Annotated in this window: 16 protein-coding genes; 8 read left to right on the top strand and 8 right to left on the bottom strand. The window is 75.0% G+C overall.

The window, feature by feature from the left end; genetic code table 11:
* The first annotated feature begins 62 nt into the window (after positions 1 to 62).
* Entirely contained in the window at positions 63 to 1,403 is a 1,341-nt protein-coding gene (locus AC5R91_RS28075; protein WP_495394290.1) for a glycosyltransferase family 2 protein, read from the top strand.
* Positions 1,404 to 1,421: 18 nt separating this feature from the next.
* Positions 1,422 to 3,407, top strand: a complete 1,986-nt coding sequence (locus AC5R91_RS28070; RefSeq protein ID WP_495394289.1) for a hypothetical protein — start codon at positions 1,422 to 1,424, stop codon at positions 3,405 to 3,407.
* A gap of 202 nt (positions 3,408 to 3,609) precedes the next feature.
* On the opposite strand, the gene AC5R91_RS28065 is transcribed toward AC5R91_RS28070, so the two are convergent.
* On the bottom strand, positions 3,610 to 4,032 hold the full coding sequence (locus tag AC5R91_RS28065) for a CoA-binding protein (RefSeq protein WP_495394288.1): 423 nt from the start codon (positions 4,030 to 4,032) through the stop codon (positions 3,610 to 3,612).
* A gap of 131 nt (positions 4,033 to 4,163) precedes the next feature.
* Here AC5R91_RS28065 and AC5R91_RS28060 point away from each other — a divergent pair, with 131 nt between their 5' ends.
* Both AC5R91_RS28060 and AC5R91_RS28055 read left to right on the top strand, forming a co-directional pair.
* The gene (locus tag AC5R91_RS28060; RefSeq protein ID WP_495394287.1) at positions 4,164 to 4,847 is read left to right on the top strand and encodes an HAD family hydrolase; all 684 of its coding nucleotides are present in this window, start codon (positions 4,164 to 4,166) and stop codon (positions 4,845 to 4,847) included.
* Positions 4,848 to 5,099: 252 nt separating this feature from the next.
* Positions 5,100 to 5,417, top strand: a complete 318-nt coding sequence (locus tag AC5R91_RS28055) for a type II toxin-antitoxin system RelE family toxin (protein ID WP_495394286.1) — start codon at positions 5,100 to 5,102, stop codon at positions 5,415 to 5,417.
* A gap of 125 nt (positions 5,418 to 5,542) precedes the next feature.
* Here the strand turns inward: AC5R91_RS28055 and AC5R91_RS28050 are convergent, their stop codons facing one another.
* The 4 genes from AC5R91_RS28050 to AC5R91_RS28035 form a co-directional block, all read right to left on the bottom strand.
* Positions 5,543 to 6,106 (bottom strand): DUF1990 domain-containing protein, encoded by a 564-nt coding sequence (locus AC5R91_RS28050; protein WP_495394285.1) that lies wholly within the window; start codon positions 6,104 to 6,106, stop codon positions 5,543 to 5,545.
* Positions 6,107 to 6,248: 142 nt separating this feature from the next.
* Positions 6,249 to 6,830, bottom strand: coding sequence for a TerD family protein (locus AC5R91_RS28045; protein ID WP_495394283.1), 582 nt, complete (start codon positions 6,828 to 6,830; stop codon positions 6,249 to 6,251).
* A 150-nt stretch (positions 6,831 to 6,980) separates the two neighbouring features.
* Positions 6,981 to 8,039: an MBL fold metallo-hydrolase gene (locus tag AC5R91_RS28040; protein WP_495394282.1), complete on the bottom strand. Its 1,059-nt coding sequence runs from the start codon at positions 8,037 to 8,039 to the stop codon at positions 6,981 to 6,983.
* 54 nt (positions 8,040 to 8,093) lie between these two features.
* The gene (locus AC5R91_RS28035; RefSeq protein WP_495394281.1) at positions 8,094 to 8,951 is read right to left on the bottom strand and encodes a PaaI family thioesterase; all 858 of its coding nucleotides are present in this window, start codon (positions 8,949 to 8,951) and stop codon (positions 8,094 to 8,096) included.
* 668 nt (positions 8,952 to 9,619) lie between these two features.
* Here AC5R91_RS28035 and AC5R91_RS28030 point away from each other — a divergent pair.
* From AC5R91_RS28030 to AC5R91_RS28020, 3 genes are read left to right on the top strand one after another with little or no spacing between them, the layout of a single operon-like run.
* Positions 9,620 to 11,356 carry a hypothetical protein gene (locus AC5R91_RS28030; protein ID WP_495394280.1) on the top strand — a complete coding sequence of 579 codons (1,737 nt, stop codon included), beginning with the start codon at positions 9,620 to 9,622 and terminating at the stop codon, positions 11,354 to 11,356.
* Positions 11,353 to 12,309 (top strand): hypothetical protein, encoded by a 957-nt coding sequence (locus AC5R91_RS28025; RefSeq protein WP_495394279.1) that lies wholly within the window; start codon positions 11,353 to 11,355, stop codon positions 12,307 to 12,309. The genes AC5R91_RS28030 and AC5R91_RS28025 overlap by 4 nt, the downstream gene beginning before the upstream one ends.
* Complete coding sequence (locus tag AC5R91_RS28020; protein WP_495394278.1) at positions 12,302 to 17,254, top strand: hypothetical protein; 4,953 nt, start codon at positions 12,302 to 12,304, stop codon at positions 17,252 to 17,254. The genes AC5R91_RS28025 and AC5R91_RS28020 overlap by 8 nt, the downstream gene beginning before the upstream one ends.
* A gap of 342 nt (positions 17,255 to 17,596) precedes the next feature.
* On the opposite strand, the gene AC5R91_RS28015 is transcribed toward AC5R91_RS28020, so the two are convergent.
* Entirely contained in the window at positions 17,597 to 18,229 is a 633-nt protein-coding gene (locus AC5R91_RS28015; RefSeq protein WP_495394276.1) for a hypothetical protein, read from the bottom strand.
* A 16-nt stretch (positions 18,230 to 18,245) separates the two neighbouring features.
* On the opposite strand from AC5R91_RS28015, the gene AC5R91_RS28010 reads away from it, so the two are divergent.
* Positions 18,246 to 18,431: a hypothetical protein gene (locus AC5R91_RS28010; RefSeq protein ID WP_495394275.1), complete on the top strand. Its 186-nt coding sequence runs from the start codon at positions 18,246 to 18,248 to the stop codon at positions 18,429 to 18,431.
* A gap of 380 nt (positions 18,432 to 18,811) precedes the next feature.
* On the opposite strand, the gene AC5R91_RS28005 is transcribed toward AC5R91_RS28010, so the two are convergent.
* Positions 18,812 to 19,156 (bottom strand): lycopene cyclase domain-containing protein, encoded by a 345-nt coding sequence (locus tag AC5R91_RS28005; RefSeq protein WP_495394274.1) that lies wholly within the window; start codon positions 19,154 to 19,156, stop codon positions 18,812 to 18,814.
* Positions 19,153 to 19,614, bottom strand: a complete 462-nt coding sequence (locus AC5R91_RS28000; RefSeq protein ID WP_495394273.1) for a lycopene cyclase domain-containing protein — start codon at positions 19,612 to 19,614, stop codon at positions 19,153 to 19,155. The genes AC5R91_RS28005 and AC5R91_RS28000 overlap by 4 nt, the downstream gene beginning before the upstream one ends.
* Positions 19,615 to 19,634 lie beyond the last annotated feature (20 nt).

Below are 19,634 nucleotides of genomic sequence, written 5' to 3'. Positions count from 1 at the left end.
CGGCGCGGACGGCCATCGGTGGACGGTCGCGGGCACGCCCGGCCATGGAGGGGGTACGGACGATGGAGGGTGCCACGGGCACCGGCGCCGACACCGTCGGGGAGACTCCCGCCGCCGGCGGGGCAACCCGTTCGCGTGGGCAGGCGTTCGAGGTCTCGGTCGTGATGCCGTGCCTCAACGAGGAGGACTCGGTCGGCGTGTGCGTGCGCAAGGCCCTCGCCGGGCTCGCCGCCGCGGGCGCCTTCGGCGAGGTCGTCGTCGTCGACAACGGCTCGACGGACCGGTCGGCCGAGCTCGCCCGGGAGGCGGGCGCCCGGGTCGTGCACGAGACGCGACGCGGCTACGGCAACGCCTACCTGGCTGGCTTCGCCGCCGCCGGGGGGCGGCTGATCGTGATGGGCGACGCGGACGACTCCTACGACTTCTCCGACCTCTCCGCGCTGCTCGCCCCGCTGCGCGCCGGTCGGGCGGACTACGTTCTCGGCTCCCGCTTCGCCGGGAAGATCCTGCCCGGCGCCATGCCCTGGCTGCACCGCTACGTCGGCAACCCGGTGCTCACCGGCATCCTCAACCGCCTGTTCGACGTGCGCTCGTCCGACGCCCACTCGGGGATGCGCGCGTTCAGCCGCGAGGCGTACCTGCGGATGCGGCTGCGCTGCGAGGGGATGGAACTGGCCAGCGAGCTGGTCATCGCCGCCGGGCGGGCCGGGCTGCGCATCGAGGAGGTGCCGATCACCTACCACCCGCGGGTGGGTGACTCCAAGCTGCACTCCCTGCGCGACGGCTGGCGCCACCTGCGGTTCATGCTGCTGCTCGCGCCGCGGTACCTGTTCGTCCTGCCAGGTCTGGTGCTGCTGGCGCTCGGGCTCGTCGGCCAGGCGGTCCTGCTCCCCGGCTCCCTGGACCTCGGCTTCCACCGGCTGGATCTGCACTTCTCGATCCTGTTCGCGCTGCTGGCGCTGCTCGGCTGGCAGCTCGTGCTGCTCGGCGTCTGCGCGGACGTCCACAACCACGCGGTCGGCTGGCAGGAGCGCCGCCGCTGGCCGCTGCCGCTGGTCCACCGGGTGTTCACCCTCGAACGTGGCCTGGCGTTCGGGGCCGGCCTGTTCACGGTCGGGTTCGTCGTCGACGTCGTGGTGCTCGTGCGCTGGCTCGCGAACGACCTCGGTCCCCTGAACGAGATGCGTCCGGCGCTGCTCGCGATGACCCTGATGGTGCTCGGCGCCCAGACCGCGTTCGGCTCGTTCTTCCTGCGCCTGCTGACCGCGGGGCCCAGCGGCGGCCATCAGCGCGCAGCCGCCCGCCCGGCGATGCGGGCGCCCGGCGATCCGCCCGGCGGAGCGCCGCTGGTCGGCATGCACTACGAGACGCAGGAGCACCCGGCCGAGGCCGTCGGGTTCTGAGAACGGCGGACATCGACGATGGTCGTCCTGGGAAGACACGTGTTCCCGCCGCCCGCTGTTCCGGCGCATCCTGATCAGGACAGCGGCTCCCCGCCCCAGCCCCCGGTCATGACGGCAACCGCGGATCCCGACGACCCCGTCCCCCCCTTCCCCGTCTATCCCGACGAGCCGGACCGTCCCGGCGATCCAGACCGGCGGGGCGATCCAGACCGGCGGGGCGAACCAGACCGGCGGGGCGAACCCGAGCATCAGGGCGACGGCGGTGACGCTCCGCACGACGCCGGCGACGCGGGACGCGCCGCGACGGCCTCGGCTTCGCCCGACGCCCCGGTCGTCCTGGGCGCCGACGCGGGCGGTGGGGACCCGCCGCCGCGCCGCGACCGGCGGGCGCTGCGCCACCTGCCGTTCGCGATCCTGCTCGCCGCGGGCGTGGCGCTGCGAGCGGTCACCGCCTACGCCTACCGGCCGGCGTTCGAGTTCTACGGTGACTCCTACGCCTATCTACGCCTGTCGACGTTGAAGGCCCCCGACCCGATGCGGCCGGCGGGCTACCCGGCGTTCCTGCGGCTGCTGTCGTTCACCGACAGCCTCTGGTGGGTCACCGTCGTCCAGCATGCGGCGGGGCTGGCGCTGGGCGTGGCCCTCTACGTCCTGCTGGTGCACCGCCGGGTCGCGGCGCCGATCGCGGCGCTCGCCGCGGCGCCGGTCCTGCTCGACGCCTACGAGCTGGTCATCGAGCACTACGTGATGGCCGAGACGCTGTTCGCGGTGCTGCTGGTCGCCGCGATCGTCGCCCTGACGTGGTCGCCCCGCCCGTCGGTGTGGGCGTGCGGGCTGGCCGGGCTGCTGCTCGCCGGCGCGGGCCTGGTCCGCACGATCGGCGTGGCCCTCGCCGTGCTGGTCGTCGGTTACCTGCTGCTGCGCCGGGTCGGCTGGCTTCGCTTCGCGACCTTCGTCGTCGCCCTGGCCGTGCCGCTCGCCGGCTACGCGACCTGGTTCCATTCAAGCCACGGGAAGTACGCGCTCACCGGCGGCGACGCGGTGTGGATGTATGGCCGGGTGGCGCCGATCGCCGACTGCGACCGGCTGCACCTGAGCCGGCCGCAGCTCGTGCTGTGCTCCCCCCACCCCGTCGCCGAGCGGCCGGACCCCAGCTACTACGTGTGGAGCGTCAACAGCCCGTCCCGGCGGCTGCACGTGCCCGCCGACGAGCGGGACGCGCTGCTGCGCGACTTCACCCACCAGGTCATCCGCTACCAGTTCGGCGACTACGTCCGGATGGTCGGCGGGGAGCTCGCCCACTACTTCCGCCCCGGCCGACCGATCGGGCACCGGGACTGGCCCGACGCGACCTGGCGCTTCCCCACCGGGGACGAGCCTCGCTTCCTGCACAACGGCGAGCCGCTGCTGGGCCTGCATGGCGACGTGCCGAAGCGCGAGGTCCACGAGTCGCCCGCCGGCTTCCTGCGCGGATACCAGCGGTACGGCTTCACCCCCGGGCCGGTGCTGGCCGGAATGCTGCTGCTCGCCGTGGTCGCGATCGCGGTGCCGGCCCGGCGCCGCGCCCCGCGGCTGGGCGTGCGCGGCGCCCGGGCCCGCCGACGCTGGCACGACCAGACGGTCGAGCATCGACGGCTACGCGCCGACACGGCCCTGCTCGCGGCCGCCGGCGTCGTGATCCTCGTGGTACCGGCGGCCACGGTCTGCTTCGACTATCGCTACCTGCTGCCCGTGCTCGTCCTGATCCCGCCCGCCGCGGCGCTGGCGACTCGCCGGCTCGCCCTGGTCCGCCGCTCCCGCCGGGCACCGGACGAGATCACCCGCACCTCGCTGTGGGCCCCCGCGGTACCCGAACCCGGCCCCGGCGATGGGCCGGTCGAGGGCCTGGTCGACGGGCCGGTCGGCGCGACGGCGGGCGGCCCGGCCCGACCCGGCGCGGATCCGGGCAACCCCGGCGGCTCCCCCTCGACCCGCTCACCGATCCACCGCCACCGCCGACGCTGAACCCGGGTCAGGCCGGTTGCGGTGCGTTCAGCACGGTTGCGAGCCGCAGACCGTGCAGAACGCACCGCAGGCACACCCCGAACCCCAGAAACACCGCGCAGCCCGAGGACACCGCGCAGCCCAGGGACACCGCGCAGCCCAGGGACACCGCGCCCAGGGACACCGCGCACCGCAGGCCGGATGGTCCACGCGGCTGGGTCGCTCAGCGGGTCCAGCCGAGGCCGAGGCGGGGGGCCTCCATCGCCGGGCAGGTGTCCATCACGACGTCCAGGCCGGCCTCACCGGCACGGACCGCGGCCGCGTCGTCGCGGACGCCGAGCTGCAGCCAGACGCCCCTAGCGCCGATCTTCACCGCCTCGTCGACCACCGGCCCGGCAAGCTCCGAGCGGACGAACAGGTCGACGACGTCGACGGCGAACGGGATCTCGCTCAGCGTCGCGTACCCCTGCTCCCCCGCGACCACCGGCGCCGACGGGTGGACCGGCACCACCCGCTTACCGTTGCGACGCAGGTACTCCGCGATGTCGAACGCGGTGCGGCGGGTGTCGTTGGACAGCCCGACGACCGCCCACACCTCGGTGTCGGCGAGCAGATGACGGATCGTGTCGTCGTCTCCGTAGCGCATGCCAGACGTCAACAGCGGCGACGGTCCGTGTCATCCGGTCGGGTGGGGACGGGTGATGGCCCGCGGGTATCGTCGGCCTCCGGCACCGTCGACCAGATCGGGGGACGTCCAGGTGGATCCGACGGGTTCCGATGGGTGAGGTCGCGGCGGTCGTCTTCGACCTCGACGGCGTCCTGATCGATTCCGAGCAGGTGTGGGACGACGTCCGGCGCGACTACGTGGCCGAGCGGGGCGGGCGCTGGGAAGCGGACAGCACCAGCCGGATGATGGGGATGAGCACCACCGAATGGTCGGGCTACCTGGCCGAACTCGGGGTGCCTGGCTCGCCGGCGGACATCGCCGCGGAGGTCCTGCGACGCGTCGCCGACCGCTACGGCTCGGCTCCCCCGCTGCTGCCCGGCGCGGTGGACGCCGTGCGCGCCCTCGCCGCGCTGCACCCGCTGGGCCTGGCGAGCTCCTCCGCCCGGATGCTCATCGAGCTGGTCCTCGCGCACACGGGCCTGGCCGGGCTCTTCGGCGCCGTCGTCTCGTCGGAGGAGGTCGCCCGCGGCAAGCCCGCGCCGGACGTGTACCTCGAGGCGGCCCGCCGGCTCGGCGTGCCCGCGGTCGACTGCGTCGCGGTGGAGGACTCCACGAACGGGCTGCGCGCCGCCGCGGCCGCCGGGATGGCGGTCGTCGCCGTACCGAACCCGCACTTCCCGCCCGACGAGGACGCCCTGCGCCTGGCCTCGGCCCGGGTGGCCACCACCGCGGAGCTCACCCCCGCCGTCGTCCAGGCCGCCGCCCACGAGCGACGAGCCCACGCCGCCGGCTGAGATCCAGGCGGGCCGTGGTCCAGGGGTGCGGCCACACAGCGCCGCCCGCATCCGGGCGGCGGCCCGAAGTGGCGGCGGCCCGAAGCCGGGGGTGGCCCGAAGCCGGGGGTGGTGCGAAGCCGGGGGTGGTGCGAAGCGGGGGCCGCGGTTCGGCGCGGGCGCATAGGATCATTGCGTGAACAACGCGGAAGTCGTCTCTTCCCGCGCGAGATTGCCCCGGTCCCGCGCGGGCCGCAGGAGGGGTGGCCGGCGGTGAGCGACAAGCACGAGGTCACCCTCTCGGCCTCGGCGGAACGGGACCTGGCCAAGCTCGCCGAGCTCACCCGCGGCGAGGTCCGCCGGTTCCTCGACGGCAAGCTGCGCGACGACCCCCGCAGGGCCGGCACCCCGATTCCCGGCGAGCAGGTCGGCATGCACGAGGCCAGCGGCCCGGCCTGGCGGATCCTCTACCGGATCGACGCGAACACGCGGACGGTGCGGGTCATGGTCGTCGCACCGCGCGGTGCACGCAGCCGAATCGTGCCCACGATCGGCAAGACGAGCACCGCCACCGGCTGGCGCCGCATCTGACCTGCGTCGCTGCCTCCAGCCGCCGCCGGCTGGAGGGCAACGCCGGCACGGGGGCAAGCCCGGCGGCGGGTCGAGGGACTGGCGAAATCGATGCTGCGGTGGTGTGGGCGATCAGGCGGCTCGGCTCAGTCCTCCGCAAGGCCCGCCGCGTCTCGTACCACACGGGCATAACGACTGGTCATCATTTCCTGCGCCCTCCGGCCCGCAGGCCCGGCCAACAGTGGCAGAAGCCCGTTGGGACGGCTGAAGGCTGTGATGCCCAGCCAGACCGCATCGTCGACGTCGCGCTCGACAACGAAAGCCTCCTCGCCGACCTCTGGGTGGTCAGGCAGGGTCCCGTAGGCGAAACCGCGGCGGTCGGCCTCGTCGAGCACCCACACGACCCGGCAGGCAGCCAGCACGCCGACCCGTCCCCAGCCCGCGCACATCACCACGGTTGCCCCGACATCCACCCTGGAAGTAGTCGCCGCCAGCCTGAGGCCGGCGTGCCGGTGCATCCTCCAGCTCACGACCGCCGCGGCGGCGACATCGAGCACGGGCCGTCCGTGGCCCAGCAACACACGACACCGTAGATGCCGGTAACCGGCCGGCGGGCTGCCTGCCGTCGCCCCACGCTCAGGGTAGGTCAGCTCCGCCTCCCGGTAGCGGGCCAACTCGCGCTCCAACCCGCCTGCAACGATCAGACGCATCGTCGCAGCATCCCCGACCCGGCGACGGATCCGGGGCTCAGGGGCCGGCCCGCCTCGACCGAGACCCTCTGGTCATCGTTGATCCGGCGCCCGCCGTGATGATCTCCGGGGGGTTCGTCACAGGGAGGGGTTAGGGAGGGGTTCAGGAGACGTTGACGCCGAAGTCCAGGGCGATTCCACGCAGACCGGAGGCGTAGCCCTGGCCGACGGCGCGGAACTTCCACTCGCCGCCGTAACGGTAGAGCTCACCGAAGATCATCGCAGTCTCGGTGGAGGCATCCTCGGTGAGGTCGTACCGGGCCACCTCCGCACCGGTCGTGGCGTCGGTGACCCGGATGAAGGCATCGCGGATCTGGCCGAAGGTCTGCCGGCGGGTGTCCGCGTCGTAGATCGACACCGCGAAGACGACCTTCGCCGCCTGCGGGGTCAACGTCCGCAGGTCGACGTTGATCTGCTCGTCGTCGCCGCCACCGCCGCCGACCAGGTTGTCACCGAGATGCTTGACCCCGCCGTCCGGGCTGACCAGGTTGTTGAAAAAGACGAAGTAGCCGTCGGAGAGCACCCGGCCGGCCTCGTTGACGACGATCGCGCTGGCGTCGAGGTCGTAGGCGGCGCCGCTGGTCTGCCGCACCTTCCAGCCCAGCCCTATGGTCACGGCCGTGAGGTTGGGAGCGACCTTGCTCAGCGAGACATTCCCGCCCTTGGACAGCGACACGGACGTCATGCCCCACACCCTATTACCAGCGGGGAGGGGCCCAGGTGGGTGCGGCCCGAAATCCCCGCCTCCGACGGAGTCGGCCTGATGACAGCCACGTCCGCGGAGTGCCGCCGACGTCCGCGGAGTGCCGCGGTCGGCCGCCGGCCGCGGCGGCCGCTAAGCGTCGGCGAGCCGCCAGCGTGCGGGGGCGCCGTCGTCGACGCGGGCGGCGCCGGTCGCCACCAGGGCGGCGAGGCACCCGAAGGTGTCGGTGACGGCGTTCTGGAGCGCCACGCCGCGCAGGTTGCGGAACGGGCGGTGCCAGGTCACGTGGTCGGCGATCTCCCAGACGGTGCTCGCACCGGCGCGCAGGCCCGCGAGCACCTCGGCAAGCCGGCCTCGGTGCACCGCGTCGATCTCGGCGAGGCGGTGCTCCAGGCCGGTGAACCGGTGCTCGTGCGCCGGCAGTACCTCCGTGGCGTCCAGCCCGCGCAGGCGGGCGAGCGCACGCAGGTGGTCACCGAGCGGGTCGGGATGGGACTCGTCGGGTTCGGGGGTGCCGACCACGGTCGACGGCAGCACGTGGTCGCCGGACAGCAGCAGCCGGTTGGCCGGCTCCCAGAAGCACAGGTGTCCCGGCGAATGGCCGGGGGTCCACAGCGCGCGCAGCTCCCATCCGGGGATGTCCGGTCGCCCGCCGTCCTCGATCAGGACGTCCGGGCGCGGAATCCGGCGCACGGCCGCCTGGGTGCCCTTGACCAGGTGTTCGGTCATCTCGGCCGGGGCGCCGGCGCGGGCCATCAGTCCCGGGATGCGCGTGGCGAAACCGTTCTCGAACTGGCTCAGGATCGCGTTGTCCAACGGGTGCAGCGACACCCAGGCGCCGGACGCCTCACGGATCCGCCCCGCCATCCCGAAGTGGTCGAGATGGGCATGGGTGACGACGACGCCCTGAACCTCGGCGACCGAGGTCCCGACCGTGTCCAACCCGGCCTCCAAGGCCGCGTAGGCGTCGTCGGAATCCCAGCCGGCGTCGATCAGGTAAGGGCCGCCGGCGGTCTCGAAGACGTAGACGGACACGTGGGCCGGCTTCGCCCAGGGCAGCGGGAGCGGGATGCTCCACAGCCCCGGCCGTACCTGTTCCACCGGCGGCAGGGGGCGGCGCCAGCGCACGGGCCGCGGGGCGGCGTCGCGCTGCACGGGTGCGGAGGGACGCCGTACGTCGGGCGTGGTCATGCGTCGGGCGTAGTCATGCGTCGGGCGTGGTCATGGTCGTCGTTCCTCCGCGGGTCAGGTGGTCGACGGCGGGTTCGGGGAGACGGCGGCTGAGGTAACTCTGCCGGGCGTACCTGGTGCGTCGGGGGAACCGGGGGTGTCGCGGGAACCGGGGGTGTCGGGGGCCGGGGCGCCGAACGCGCCGAACAGCCGGGCGGCCTGGTCCGGGCGGGGCACGACGAAGATGCCGACGCCCTCGACCAGGGGCTGGTCGGGCTCGGACTCCAGCGCGATCGTGCCGGCCGCGGTGATCTTCCGATCGGCGACCTCGACGACCCGGCCGACGACGAGCAGCGGAGCCAGCAGCGGGATCGGCCCGCGGTAACGGGTGGACAGGGAGACGGTCAGGCCGGACCGGCCACTCGCGCTGACGACGTCGCCCAGGACCTGGTCGAGCATCATGGCGCTCACCCCACCGTGCAGGTAGCCGCGCGGCCCCTGGTAGGGCAGGCCGAGGGTGGCACGGCCGGTGAGGACCCCGTCCACCAGCGTGGTCTCGAGCCAGGGCGCGATCGGGTTGGCCCGCCCGATGACCGGGTTGTACAGCCAGAGCTTCGCGGCCGGGTCGTCCAGTGGCGCGGGTTCACCGACGTCGCGCTGCTCGGCGGTCAACGCGGGCAGACACTGCGTGATCCGGGCGGCGATGTCGAGGAGGGTCGCGGTCGGCGCGAGTGTGCGCACGGAGGCGTCGGTCAACGCGCGCAGGGCCGCGCCGAGCTGGCCGGCCGCGTCTCGCTGGGCCGCCATGCCGGCCACCGACGCGACCGTCGACGGCGTCGGCTCCTCCCGGTCCTCCCGGGCGCGCCGCGCCTGCGCAGCGGCCTGGCGCGGCAACCCGAGCTCCTCCAGAGCAGCGTCCACGGCGTCGTCCACCCGTTTCCTCGGCGCCTGGCGGCGCGTCGTCTCGTCGGTCACCCCACGCCCCGGGACGGCCCTACGGCGCCGCCGCCAATGCCCCGCCCACCCCACCCGCCGCGCCGCGGGTGGGAGAAAGGGAGAACGGGCACCGCCTGGTGCCCGGCGGGCCTGCGCCACCCCTCGTCGGGTGTACGCGCACCCCCGGTCGATCCCGTCCGCGCCGAACGTTCATCGTGGTGACGCCTCAGCCACGCGCCGGAACCGAGTTGAGAATACCCCACCGGCCTGTTGACGGTCGCTCGACAGCCCACCCGGGTCGCGTGGGACACGCCGCTCCGGCTGGGGTCCGCAGGCCCTCGACCCGCACCCACCGGGGCACCGACAACGCCTGAAAGGCCTGCACTACCGGCTCGTTGCTCCCCCATGACGCCGGCCGGCCGAGCCCGCGCCTCGACGGGGGTGCGCTTCGTGAGCGAGATCACCCTGGATCTTCCGTACCCGGCCGGTCATGCGCCCTCGACGCCCAAACGGTCAACAGAGTGTACTGAAATTGCACTGCGCCGGAATCCCGTCAGCGGTCGCCCGCCGCAACGCTCCGCCCCGCTTCCACCCTCGTGCCACCACCCGGGCACCGCGGCCGGGTCGCGGCGGCCCGGCCCCCGCCAACCACTAGGGTCGGACCGATGATCGAGCCCGCGTCGACAACCGGTCCGGGCCGGCTGCCCACCGCGGTCGGGCTCGTCGGCGACGTCGGGATGATTCGCCGGCTCAAGGCGCTCGCGCTGACGCAGCCGTTGCACGACCTCGACGTGCGCAAGGCGCACCTGGACGGCGCGGACTTCTCCGTCTACGCGATGGCCGAGCTCGGCCTGCACGCGATCGACCAGGTCACCGTGGCGATGGACTTCGACCGCGGCGCGGATCACGACCAGGTGCGCCGCCGCCTGGTCCCGCTCGCCGCCGCCCAGGCACCCGGCCGCCCGGCCGCCGAGCACGAACGGGTGGCGTCCTGGGTGCTGCACAACCTCATCAACGTCGGCAACGTCAACCGCGGATTCGAGGCGGGTTACGGCACCCTGCACGCCGACGGCCACTACGAGCGGCGCCGCTTCGACTTCAAGCTGCTCGTCGAGTTCGCCGATCCGCACGGGGAGATCTACCTGCGGGCCACCGACGAGGCGGTGACCGTGCTGGTCGGGGCGTTGGACACCGACATCACCTCGGCGCAGGTCGCCGCCGAGGTCGCCCTGGACACGCTCATCCGCCGCGGCCGGCTCGCCGACGCCCGCAGCGCGGCGGAGGCGGCCCGGTACCGCACCGTGCAGTACGCCGAACAGCTCCGCCGACACCTCGACGCGACGCGGCGCAACGTGCTGGCCGTCGACTGGCTGCACGCGATGCCCGCCCTCGTCGACGAGGCCCTGCGGCACGTCGAGCAGCGCTACCGGTACGAGAACGCGATCCTCACCCACATCCGCCGCTACCGCGACTCCGCCGACGACGCCGACCACAAACGCCAGGCCGCCGACCTGGTCGCCATCGTCGGGGACTGCATCCGCCGGCACACCCAGCTACAGGCCCGGCTGCTGGAGGCGGGCGCCGTGTTCCGCGCCGAGCAGGACCGCCAGCAGTTCGCCGTCACCCCGGCGCGCGGTGGCGTCGACCTGCACGCCCAGTTGCTGGTGCCGACACTGGCGTTGCCCGCCGGGGACGCACAGCGCCCGGCGGCAGCGTTCTTTCCCGGTGCGGTCGGCGTGCGCACGCCCCGGGCCCCCCGGGTGCTCGATCTGGTCGAGCTGCTGCTTCGCCCGCCGGTGGAACGCGACACGCTCGGCGCGGAGGTGGTCGAGGCCGAGCTGGTGCCGCTGGCGGAGCCGTCGCGGTTCGACGACGAGACCTGGGCTCGCGCGCTCGGGCTGCTCGAGCTTGACCCGGCGGCGCCGCGTCGGCTGTCCGCCCTGCTCGCCGACGCCCGCCGCGGGGGCGACCGGGACGTCGCCGACCTCGTCGCGCTGCTGGCCCTGCACGCGGTCAACCCCCGCGTCGACGCGTCCCGGCAGGCGGGCGAGACGATCCTCACGATCGCCGTCGACGACGGCACGCAGCTCGACGATCCGGAGTTCGGCGGCGCCGACCTGCTCGTCGGCCGCGCCCAGATCGTCGCGGCGCCCGACGTAGCAACGCCCGACGTGACCGCGCCCGACGCCGGGACCACCAGCGCCGGGACCACCAGCGCGGGGACGGCCAGCGCGGGGACGGCCAGTACCGCGGCGACCAGCGCGGGGGCGGGTGCCGTGGACGGTGCGCTCACCGCGACGCCACAGGGCGCGGCGGAATCGTCGGACCAGGCTGGTATCACTTCAGTCCTGACGGAACCGGAGGCGGCGGGCGGCGCGGCCGCGGGAGGGAGGTCGCAGTGAGCCAGGAGCCGGACGTGGGTGTCCCGAGCCCGCAGGCCGGCCCGACCGACGATGGGCCTTTCGACGGGGGTCCGATCGACGAGGGCCCGAACGGCGGCGACCCGAACGGCGGCGCGCGGGAGGCCGAGCGGCGACGTACCGACGCCCATGACGCGGCCCGGCTGGTGTCGTTCGGTCTGCGGCCCCGGCTGGTGCCGGCCCGCGACCCCGACTACCGCGGCCTGGTCCGGCGGTACCTGCGGCAGGCCGAGTTCGCCGCGCTGACCCGGGCGATCGCCGCCGGCCTCGGGCTGGTCGTGCTCGACGTCTCCGAGCGGGCGGGGCTGGTCCCGGCCGGCGCCGAGGACTCGGCCTTCGCCGTCCGGATCGGCGACTATGCCCGCCGGGCGGGCGGCGAGCACCGCGCGGCCGATCGGCTGCTGCACGCCCTCGCCCAGCTCGCCGTCGCCGCGCTCGCCTATCCGCGCCCGGCCGACCTGGCCGACGCCTCCTACGTCGGGCGGGTCAGCGTGCACGGTGTCGACGCGTTCGTCCGGGAGACCTGCCGGTTGCTGGGCGAACGCACGGCCGACGACGACCTGAACGTCGATCCGCCGGTCGACGCGCCGCGGCTGGAGGCCGCCTGGCGCCTCTACGCCCGGCGAACCTCGACCGGCACCACCCGTGACGCGCGCCGCCTCGCCGGGTCGACGACGGGAATCATCGCCCGGGCGATGAATTTCCTCGTCGAGTCGGGCTGCCTGGTTCCGGTCGGCGACGAGGCCGGCGGCACGTACCGCACCACGCCCCGCTACCAGGTCCAGGTCCGCGAGCTGGCCGCGGACGCGGCCTTCGAGGAGCTGCTGGCCCTCGGCGTGGTCACGGTCACCGACGGCGCCGGCAGCGTGCTGGTCCTCGTCGAGGAGCCGGCCCTGCTGGAGACGATGCCGGCCGGGGCGGCCGCGGATGTATGAGTTGTCGCGGGTGCGGCTGCACTCGATCGGGCCGCCGGGCGCCCGTTTCGGCGACGTGCTGCTGGACTTCTCGGGAGTGGGCGCTCCGGTCGCCGGCCCGCGCCAGGACGGGCTGTTTCCCAGCACGCCCCGCCAACGCCGCGACGCGGCTGTCCCCACGGTGCCCGCGCCTTCCAGCGTGCCGTCCCCGGTGGCCCCGGTCGGCCCGGGCACGGCGACCGGACTGGGCACGGCGAACCGGCCGCGGCGCCCCTCCCCCGCCTCGGTGCTGTTCCTGGAGAACGGCGGCGGCAAGAGCGTCCTGATCAAGCTGATCTTCTCGGTGGTGCTGCCCGGCCGGCGCCACGTCGTCGGCACCTCCAACGGGCGGGTGCTGGACAACTTCGTCCTGCCCGGCGACTGCGGTCACGTCACCTGCGAGTGGCAGCACGCGGTGACCGGGCACCGGGTGGTGACCGGCAAGGTGAGCGAGTGGCGCGGCCGCGGCACGGCCGACGCCGGTCGTCTCACCGAGGCCTGGTACTCCTTCCGCCCGGGCGGCGGCCTGGAGATCACCTCCCTCCCACTGACCGCCGATGGCCGCCAGGTCACCCTCGCCGGGTTGCGGGGCCGGCTCCACGACGCCCACGAGGCCGACCAGGCGCTCGACCTGACCTGGGAGACGCACCAGGGCGACTGGCGGGAGCACCTGGACGCCCTCGGTCTCGACCCCGAGCTGTTCCGTTACCAACGGGCGATGAACGCCGGCGAGGGCGAGGCGGCCGAGGCGTTCTCGTTCGGCTCCGACGACCAGTTCGTCGACTTTCTGCTGCGCGCCGTCACCCCGCCCGAAGACCCGGCGGGCATCGCCGACGTCGTCGACGGCTACGCGACCAAGCTCGCCGAACGGGCCGCGCTTGGCGCCGAGCGCGACTTCGTCGCGGGCGCGCTGACGCGGCTCACCCCGCTGGCCGACGCGGTCGAACGGCGTGCCGGCGCCGGTGCGGGCCATGCGGCCACCCGGGCCCGGATCGCGGACCTGCACGACGGCGTGCAGGCCAGGGTGCGCCGCGACGCCGCCGCCCTGGCCGGGCTCGCCGCCCAGGTTCAGGCCGCCCGCGACGCGGAACGCGACGCCGACGAGGCTCGGTCGCGCCGGCAGGGCGCCGTTCTCGCGCTGCGCCGGCGGATCGCCGAGCTGCGTCTCGCCGAGGCCGAGCGGGAGCGGGACCGGCTCGTCGAGGACGCCCGCGACGCGGCCGCCGAGATCGACGCCTGGCGGGCGACCGAGGACGTGTTGCGGCTGGCGGCGGCGTCGGCCGAGGCGGAACGGCTGACCCGTCTCGTCGCCGACGCGGAGGACGTCGCCGCGCCCGCGCTGGCCGACCGCGACGGCGCCGCGCGGGCCCTGCTGGGCGGCCTGAACCGGCTGGCCGAGGCCTCCAGCGACGCGGCCCTGCGCGCCGAGGCCGAGGCCGGCGAGCATGACCGGCGCGCCGGCGCGGCCGAGCGCGCGGATCGCCGCGCCAGCGACGAGGCCTCGCAGGCGCGCGCCCGGGCACAGGCCCTGCGCCAGCGACGGGCGGCGGCGCTCGACGCGCTGGCCGCCGCCGCCCGGGCCGGGCTGATCGCCCCCGGCGGCACCGATCTCGCCCGCCAGGCGCAGCGGGCCGGCGCCGAAGCCCAGCAGGCCGCCGCCGCCGTGCGCGACGCACTCAGCCACGCCACCCACGCCCAGGACCGCGGCTCGGGGGAGGCCGCCACCCGCGCCGCCCAGCACCGCGCCGTCGCGGCCGGCGCGGTGCTGGATCGGCTCACCGGCCAGCTCGACCAGGCCCGGGCCGGCGCGGCGGCGCTGCTCGCCAGCGGCCGGCTCGCGGAGCTGCTCGGAGACGCGGGCCCGGCCGGCGGCCCGGACGGGCCGACCGAGGTCGAGGTCGAGGTCGAAGGCGAGGGCGAGGACAAGGCTGGCCCGAGCCTCGCCGACGACGGTGAGGCCGCCGCGGGCGCGGACGCGCACCGGGTCCTCGACGCGGTCGCCGAGGTCGCCGGGGAGCGGCTGGCAGAGGCGATCGGCGCGGCAGAGGCGCGCCGGCTCGATCTGTCGGTGGCCGCCGAGGCCGACCGGCGCCTGCTCGGCGCGCTGGGCGGTGGCGGCCTGCGCCCACCCCGCGAGGAGGTTGCCGCGGCGGTCGACGCCCTGCAGGCCGCCGGGATCGCCGCGGTCGCCGGCTGGTCCCATCTCGCGCACGCGGTACCGGCCGCGCGGCGCGAACAGGTCCTGCGGGCGCGGCCCCACCTCGCCGACGGAGTGATCATCACAGCTCGGGTGGGTCACGCGCGGATCCGCGAGGTGCTCGACGCCGCCGCCCTGCTCCCCGACAGCGTGGTCGCCGTCGGCGGGGTCGACGACCTGCTCGACGACGCCGACCCGGTCATCGACGGCGAACGGATCACGATGGTCCGGCCGAACCCGGCGCTCTACGACACCGCGGCCGCCGCCGCCGAGCGGGAGGCCATCCGGGCGCGCCAGGACGAGCGCGCCGCACTCGCCGCGGCGCTGTCCGACCGGATCGCAGGGGACCGTGACCTCGTCGCGGCTCTCACCGGCTGGCGGCGGATCCATCCCGCCGGACACCTCGACCGGCTTGGGGCACAGCTCACGGCCGCCCGGGAGACGCTGGCGGCCGCCGAGTCGAAACTCGCCGCGGCCGGCCGGGACGCGACCGCCGCCGAGCAGGCGGCACGGCGTGCACTCGCCGACGTCGAACCGCTACGGGTGGCCGCCGCCGAGGCTGCCGACCGGGCGACCGCGCTGGACCAGCTCGCCCGGTCCGTCGGCGACCCGGCCGCGGCCGAGCGGGAGATCGAGCAGGTCGCCGCGGTCGCCGAGGACCGGCTGGCCGAGGCCCGGGCAGCCCGGGAGCACGCGGCGTCGCAGCGGCGGGCGGCCGCCGAGGCCGTCCGCCGCGCCGACGAGGCGCGTCGCAACGCCGCCGCCGCCCGCGCGGAGAGCGGCAGGGTCGTCGGTGCGGGCGATGCCGCGGTGACGGCGCGTGCGGGCGACGAGCCGGCACCGCCCGTGGCGGTGCTGCGCGCGGCCTATGAGGCCGCAAGCCGCACCTACGCCCAGGTAGAGGTCGGTGCGGACCTGCGCGGCGAGGTTGATCGGGCCCGCCGGGAGGAGGCGGCCGCCCGCGCGGCGCTCGAGGCCTTCGAACCGGCCGTGCGCGTGCGGGCCCGCGCGCTGCTCGCGGGCGTCAGCGGCGGGGACAGCGCGACCCGGGCCGCCGGTGAGGCGCGGGCACGCCGGGCGGCCGAGGTGGTCGGGGCCGAGCTCGACGGCGCCCGCGAACAGCTCGGAGCCCTGCGCGAGGAACTGCGCACCGCCACGGCGGAGGTGCAGCGACGCGGGGTGGCGCCGCTCACCGGGGACCAGGTCCCGACGGATCTCGGTCACGCCGGGGAGCTGCTGCGCGCCGCGGCCGCGGCGGTCGAGCACGCCGAGGACGGCCACGCCCGGGCCCGTTCCACCCACGACGACCTCGTCGCGCGCTCGGCCCGGCACACCGAGGAACTGGACGCCTTCACCGCCATCGCCGAGAGCCTCGCGGACCTGCCTGCGGCGACCCAGCCGAGCGCGGGCCCCGCGAGCGCCCAGACAGGCGGCGCCGGCGAGAGCGGGCGGGGCGCGTCCGCCCTCGCCGGGCCGGCGAGGGATGATCTCGCGCCGGCCGACGGGGACACGGTGGCCGTGCCGTTCTCGGGCGACGCGCGCCAGGCCCGGGAGAGCTCCCACCGGCTGCGCCTCGCGTGGCGGGAGGCGGCCGCCGACTACAGCCAGGCCGCCGGTGCCGTGCGGACGGCGGCCGAGACCGTCACCGCCTGGGCGGCGCAGGACCGTTTCGACGCCGTGCGAACCCCCGCCCGCCGGCAGATGCTGCGGGCAGGTCGCGAGGCCGTGGCCGACGGGGCGGCAGCCTGGGCGCAGGCCCTCGCGCCGCGGCTGCGCAGCCTCGATGACGACCTCGCGCACATCGGCCGCAACCGCGAGGCAATCGTCGCCCGCCTGGAGGGGATGGTCCGCGCGGCGCTCGGCACGCTGCGCGCCGCCGGCCGACTGTCCCGCCTCCCCGACCGGCTCGGTGACTGGTCGGGTCAGGACTTCCTGCGCATCACGTTCGGCGAACCGGATGACCGGGCCCTGACGGAGGCTCTCGGCCGGGTGGTCGACGAGACGGCGGCCGCCGCGGTGGCCACCCGACCCCGACCGGGCGCGGCCACCCGCGTCGGCGCCGACCCCGGCGACGCACGCGGCGCCCGCGCCGCGGCCGCCGTGCGCCGGGACGGGATGGGGCTGCTGCTGCGCGGAGTCCGCGCCGCGCTTCCCAGCGGCGTGCGCGTCGAGATCCTCAAGCCGGATGCAGTCCTGCGCACCGAGCGGGTGCGGGTCAGCGAGCTGGGTGACGTCTTCTCCGGCGGCCAGCAGCTCACCGCCGCCATCATCCTGTACTGCACGATGGCGGCGCTGCGGGCCAACGACCGCGGCCAACTCCGGGCGCCGCATGCCGGCGTGCTGTTCCTCGACAACCCGATCGGCCGGGCGAGCGCCGGCTACCTCCTCGACCTCCAGCTCGCCGTCGCCGACCGGCTGGGCGTCCAGCTCGTCTACACGACGGGACTGTTCGACACCGCGGCCCTCTCGGCCTTCCCGCTGATCGTCCGGCTGCGCAACGACGCGGACCTGCGGGCCGGCCGCAAGTACCTGCGGGTGGAGGAGCGGCTACAACCTGGGCTGACCCCGGCCGGCCCGGTCTCAACCCGGGCAGACGGCACGGGCGTCATCACCGCAACCCGGTTGTTCGCGCGCCCACCCACGCTCGCGGCCGACGAGCCCGGCGCCCCGCCCACGGGTCCGCCCGCCGGCGCTGGGCACCTCAACAACCAAGATCGGCCGTTGACGTGACACTCCCCAACCGGTAGGCATCGAACCCGTCATCCCCGTGTGGATCTACGATGACGCCAGTCACCAGGTGCTGGCGAACGACGGCTCCTCGCGCTGATAGTCGTGCCGGCGCCAGCATCGACCCGACTGGGGCGCGAGCGGTAGTAGCCGATGATCAGATCTGCCTGACCTGGCCTTACTCGCCTACGTCAGCGAGGGGCCAGCGCGGGACACCGGCCAAGGTCTTGGCGAGCCGGGGCGTTCCTGCGATGATGGATTCGCCGCCCGGCACCCCCCGAGCCGGGCGGCACCCTGCTGTCGGGCCCTCTCGCCGCTTTCGGGCCCCATCGCTGCGGCGCCGGCTCAGGATGGGCACGGCAGCACGACGAGCGATCCCGGCGACTGCGAGCGCCGGCCTTCCAGGTCCGTGACGGTGGCCGTGTAGTTGATCGTGCCGGGATCCTGCACCGACGCCAGTTTCCCGGTCCACGTCGAGCGGTCTCCCGTGGCCTGGCCGAGGCTCAGCGACTCGGTCGCCGTCCGCCCGCCGGGCAGGACTGCGGCCAGCTCCACGGCGAAGATGCCGGTCTCGTCGACCGCCGTCACCGTCACCGTCGACGTGGCAACCGTCGACTGCGCCACGCCCGCCGCCGGCGGGCAGCCCGTCCGCACGACGCGATCCGGCGCGGCCGTCACCGAAAGGATGCGCGGCGGTCCGTCGACGCTGGCCGTGATGCGCACGTCGGCGCCGCCCACGCCGTTGCGGGCACTGACCGGCACGGTGACGTCGACCGGTCCCGGCGGGGCCACCGACCGGTCGAGCGTGATCACGAGGGGGACGTCCGCCCCCGGGTTGACGCGGGGGCGGTCCGGGACGACGGCGAGCCAGGACGGGCTCGCCCCGACCGCGACGTCGACCGGAGCCGTGCCCTCGCCGCGCAGGTCGAGCCGCCAGACCGAGTCGACCGGGCCGAGATCGACCGTCGTCGCGCTCACGGCGAGGACCGAACCGGTGGGTCGCGGTGCGACCGGGACGACCGGGACGACCGGGGCGCCGCTGCGCCCCGCCGCGCGCGAACGGACTGCGGTGGGGGCGCCGGACGGCGAGACGATCGCCGGCGCCGGAGTCAGAGCCGGTGCGGTCGCGGTGCCGGCCGCGGGGGTCGAGGGTGCGGCCGCGGTCGAACTCGGCCGGTGAGTCGCCGTGGTCGCGGTCAGCACGTCCGAGGGTCTCTGCGCGCTCGGCGCGAACGGGGCGGTCGGGACGCCGGACCGGTTGATGGGCCCGGCGGCGCGGCCATCCCCGGCCAATCGACCACGGATCAGCACCAGACTCACAACCACCAGTGCCAATGCGACCACTACGGCGATGATGCGCCCCCACCGGATGGGCAGAATCCTGCCCGGCTTACCCCAGGGAGAACGGTGCCGCCCCGCCGAACCCGGGCCCCCCGCAACGTCATGCGTCATCACGGTCGAGATTAGGCCGATAGATGACCTCCAGGGGGCCAATTCGCTCGTTTCCGTCACGGAGTGCGGAGAGATTTCATTCAGTTTCGCAAATGTAACGCAACGTGGCTATTTGCGCCGATCGGCGGAGGCGGGGGCGGGGCGGGGTCGGGGTGTCCGGCCCAGCCGACGACCCCACCAGACCCACCAGGTAAGCGTGTGGGTGACGAGTGCGAAGCCGAACAGCAGATCCTCGACCGGGGCGTACGCGATCCGCAGCCCCGTGATGGCGCCCGGGTCGTAGACGACGACGCCGAACCCGGTCAGGATCCCGTTGGCGAGCAACTGGAAGACGACGATGATGGCATACGAGACCCAGAAGATCCGCCGGGTCAGCAGCCGGGTGCGCAGAAGCCACAGGTCGGCGACGACCGCCGCGGCGACCCCGAGGACCGCCAGCGCCGTGTAACTCATCCGCCCGCGCCCCCCGGTCCGCCCGCCCCGCCCCGGACCTCGGCCGGCTCAGGGTCGGCGGGGTCGCTACCGGCCTCGTCGTCCGGTCCGTCGGCCGGTCCGTCGTCCGGTCCGTCAACCGATTCGTCGTCCGGCTCGTCACCGGCCGGCCAGCCGCGCACCGCGCGGACGGCCTCCAGCGTGAGCACCGCGCACACGGGAACCACGAGGAAGAACAGCAGCTCGTCCAGGGGCAGGCGGCCGGGTAGCCGCACGCCGGTGATGCTGCGGGGATCGAAGCTCCAGTGCCCGGCGGCGATGGCGTACACGTCCCAGGCGGCAAAGATCACGACGACGGGCAGCAGGGTCAGCAGCAGGCGACGTGGGCGGGCATAGACCCTGGTCCCCAGGAACAGCTCGAGCGGCGCCGTACCGAGCAGGCAGCCGGCCAGGACGGCGAGATAGCTCAGGTGCCGCACGAGGCCCCCACCCGCACGAA

The organism is Frankia sp. BMG5.60 (genome assembly GCF_059428125.1).
This window is presented reverse-complemented; position numbering and strand designations above follow the sequence as displayed.

Bases quoted from the DNA above. Each gene is read 5' to 3' on its own strand.
- AC5R91_RS28020 (WP_495394278.1), top strand. From the start codon at position 12,302: ATGTATGAGTTGTCGCGGGTGCGGCTGCACTCGATCGGGCCGCCGGGC.
- AC5R91_RS28050 (WP_495394285.1), bottom strand. From the start codon at position 6,106: ATGCGTCTGATCGTTGCAGGCGGGTTGGAGCGCGAGTTGGCCCGCTAC.
- AC5R91_RS28060 (WP_495394287.1), top strand. From the start codon at position 4,164: ATGGGTGAGGTCGCGGCGGTCGTCTTCGACCTCGACGGCGTCCTGATC.
- AC5R91_RS28070 (WP_495394289.1), top strand. From the start codon at position 1,422: ATGGTCGTCCTGGGAAGACACGTGTTCCCGCCGCCCGCTGTTCCGGCG.
- AC5R91_RS28045 (WP_495394283.1), bottom strand. From the start codon at position 6,830: ATGACGTCCGTGTCGCTGTCCAAGGGCGGGAATGTCTCGCTGAGCAAG.
- AC5R91_RS28030 (WP_495394280.1), top strand. From the start codon at position 9,620: ATGATCGAGCCCGCGTCGACAACCGGTCCGGGCCGGCTGCCCACCGCG.
- AC5R91_RS28065 (WP_495394288.1), bottom strand. From the start codon at position 4,032: ATGCGCTACGGAGACGACGACACGATCCGTCATCTGCTCGCCGACACC.
- AC5R91_RS28005 (WP_495394274.1), bottom strand. From the start codon at position 19,156: ATGAGTTACACGGCGCTGGCGGTCCTCGGGGTCGCCGCGGCGGTCGTC.
- AC5R91_RS28075 (WP_495394290.1), top strand. From the start codon at position 63: ATGGAGGGTGCCACGGGCACCGGCGCCGACACCGTCGGGGAGACTCCC.
- AC5R91_RS28040 (WP_495394282.1), bottom strand. From the start codon at position 8,039: ATGACCACGCCCGACGTACGGCGTCCCTCCGCACCCGTGCAGCGCGAC.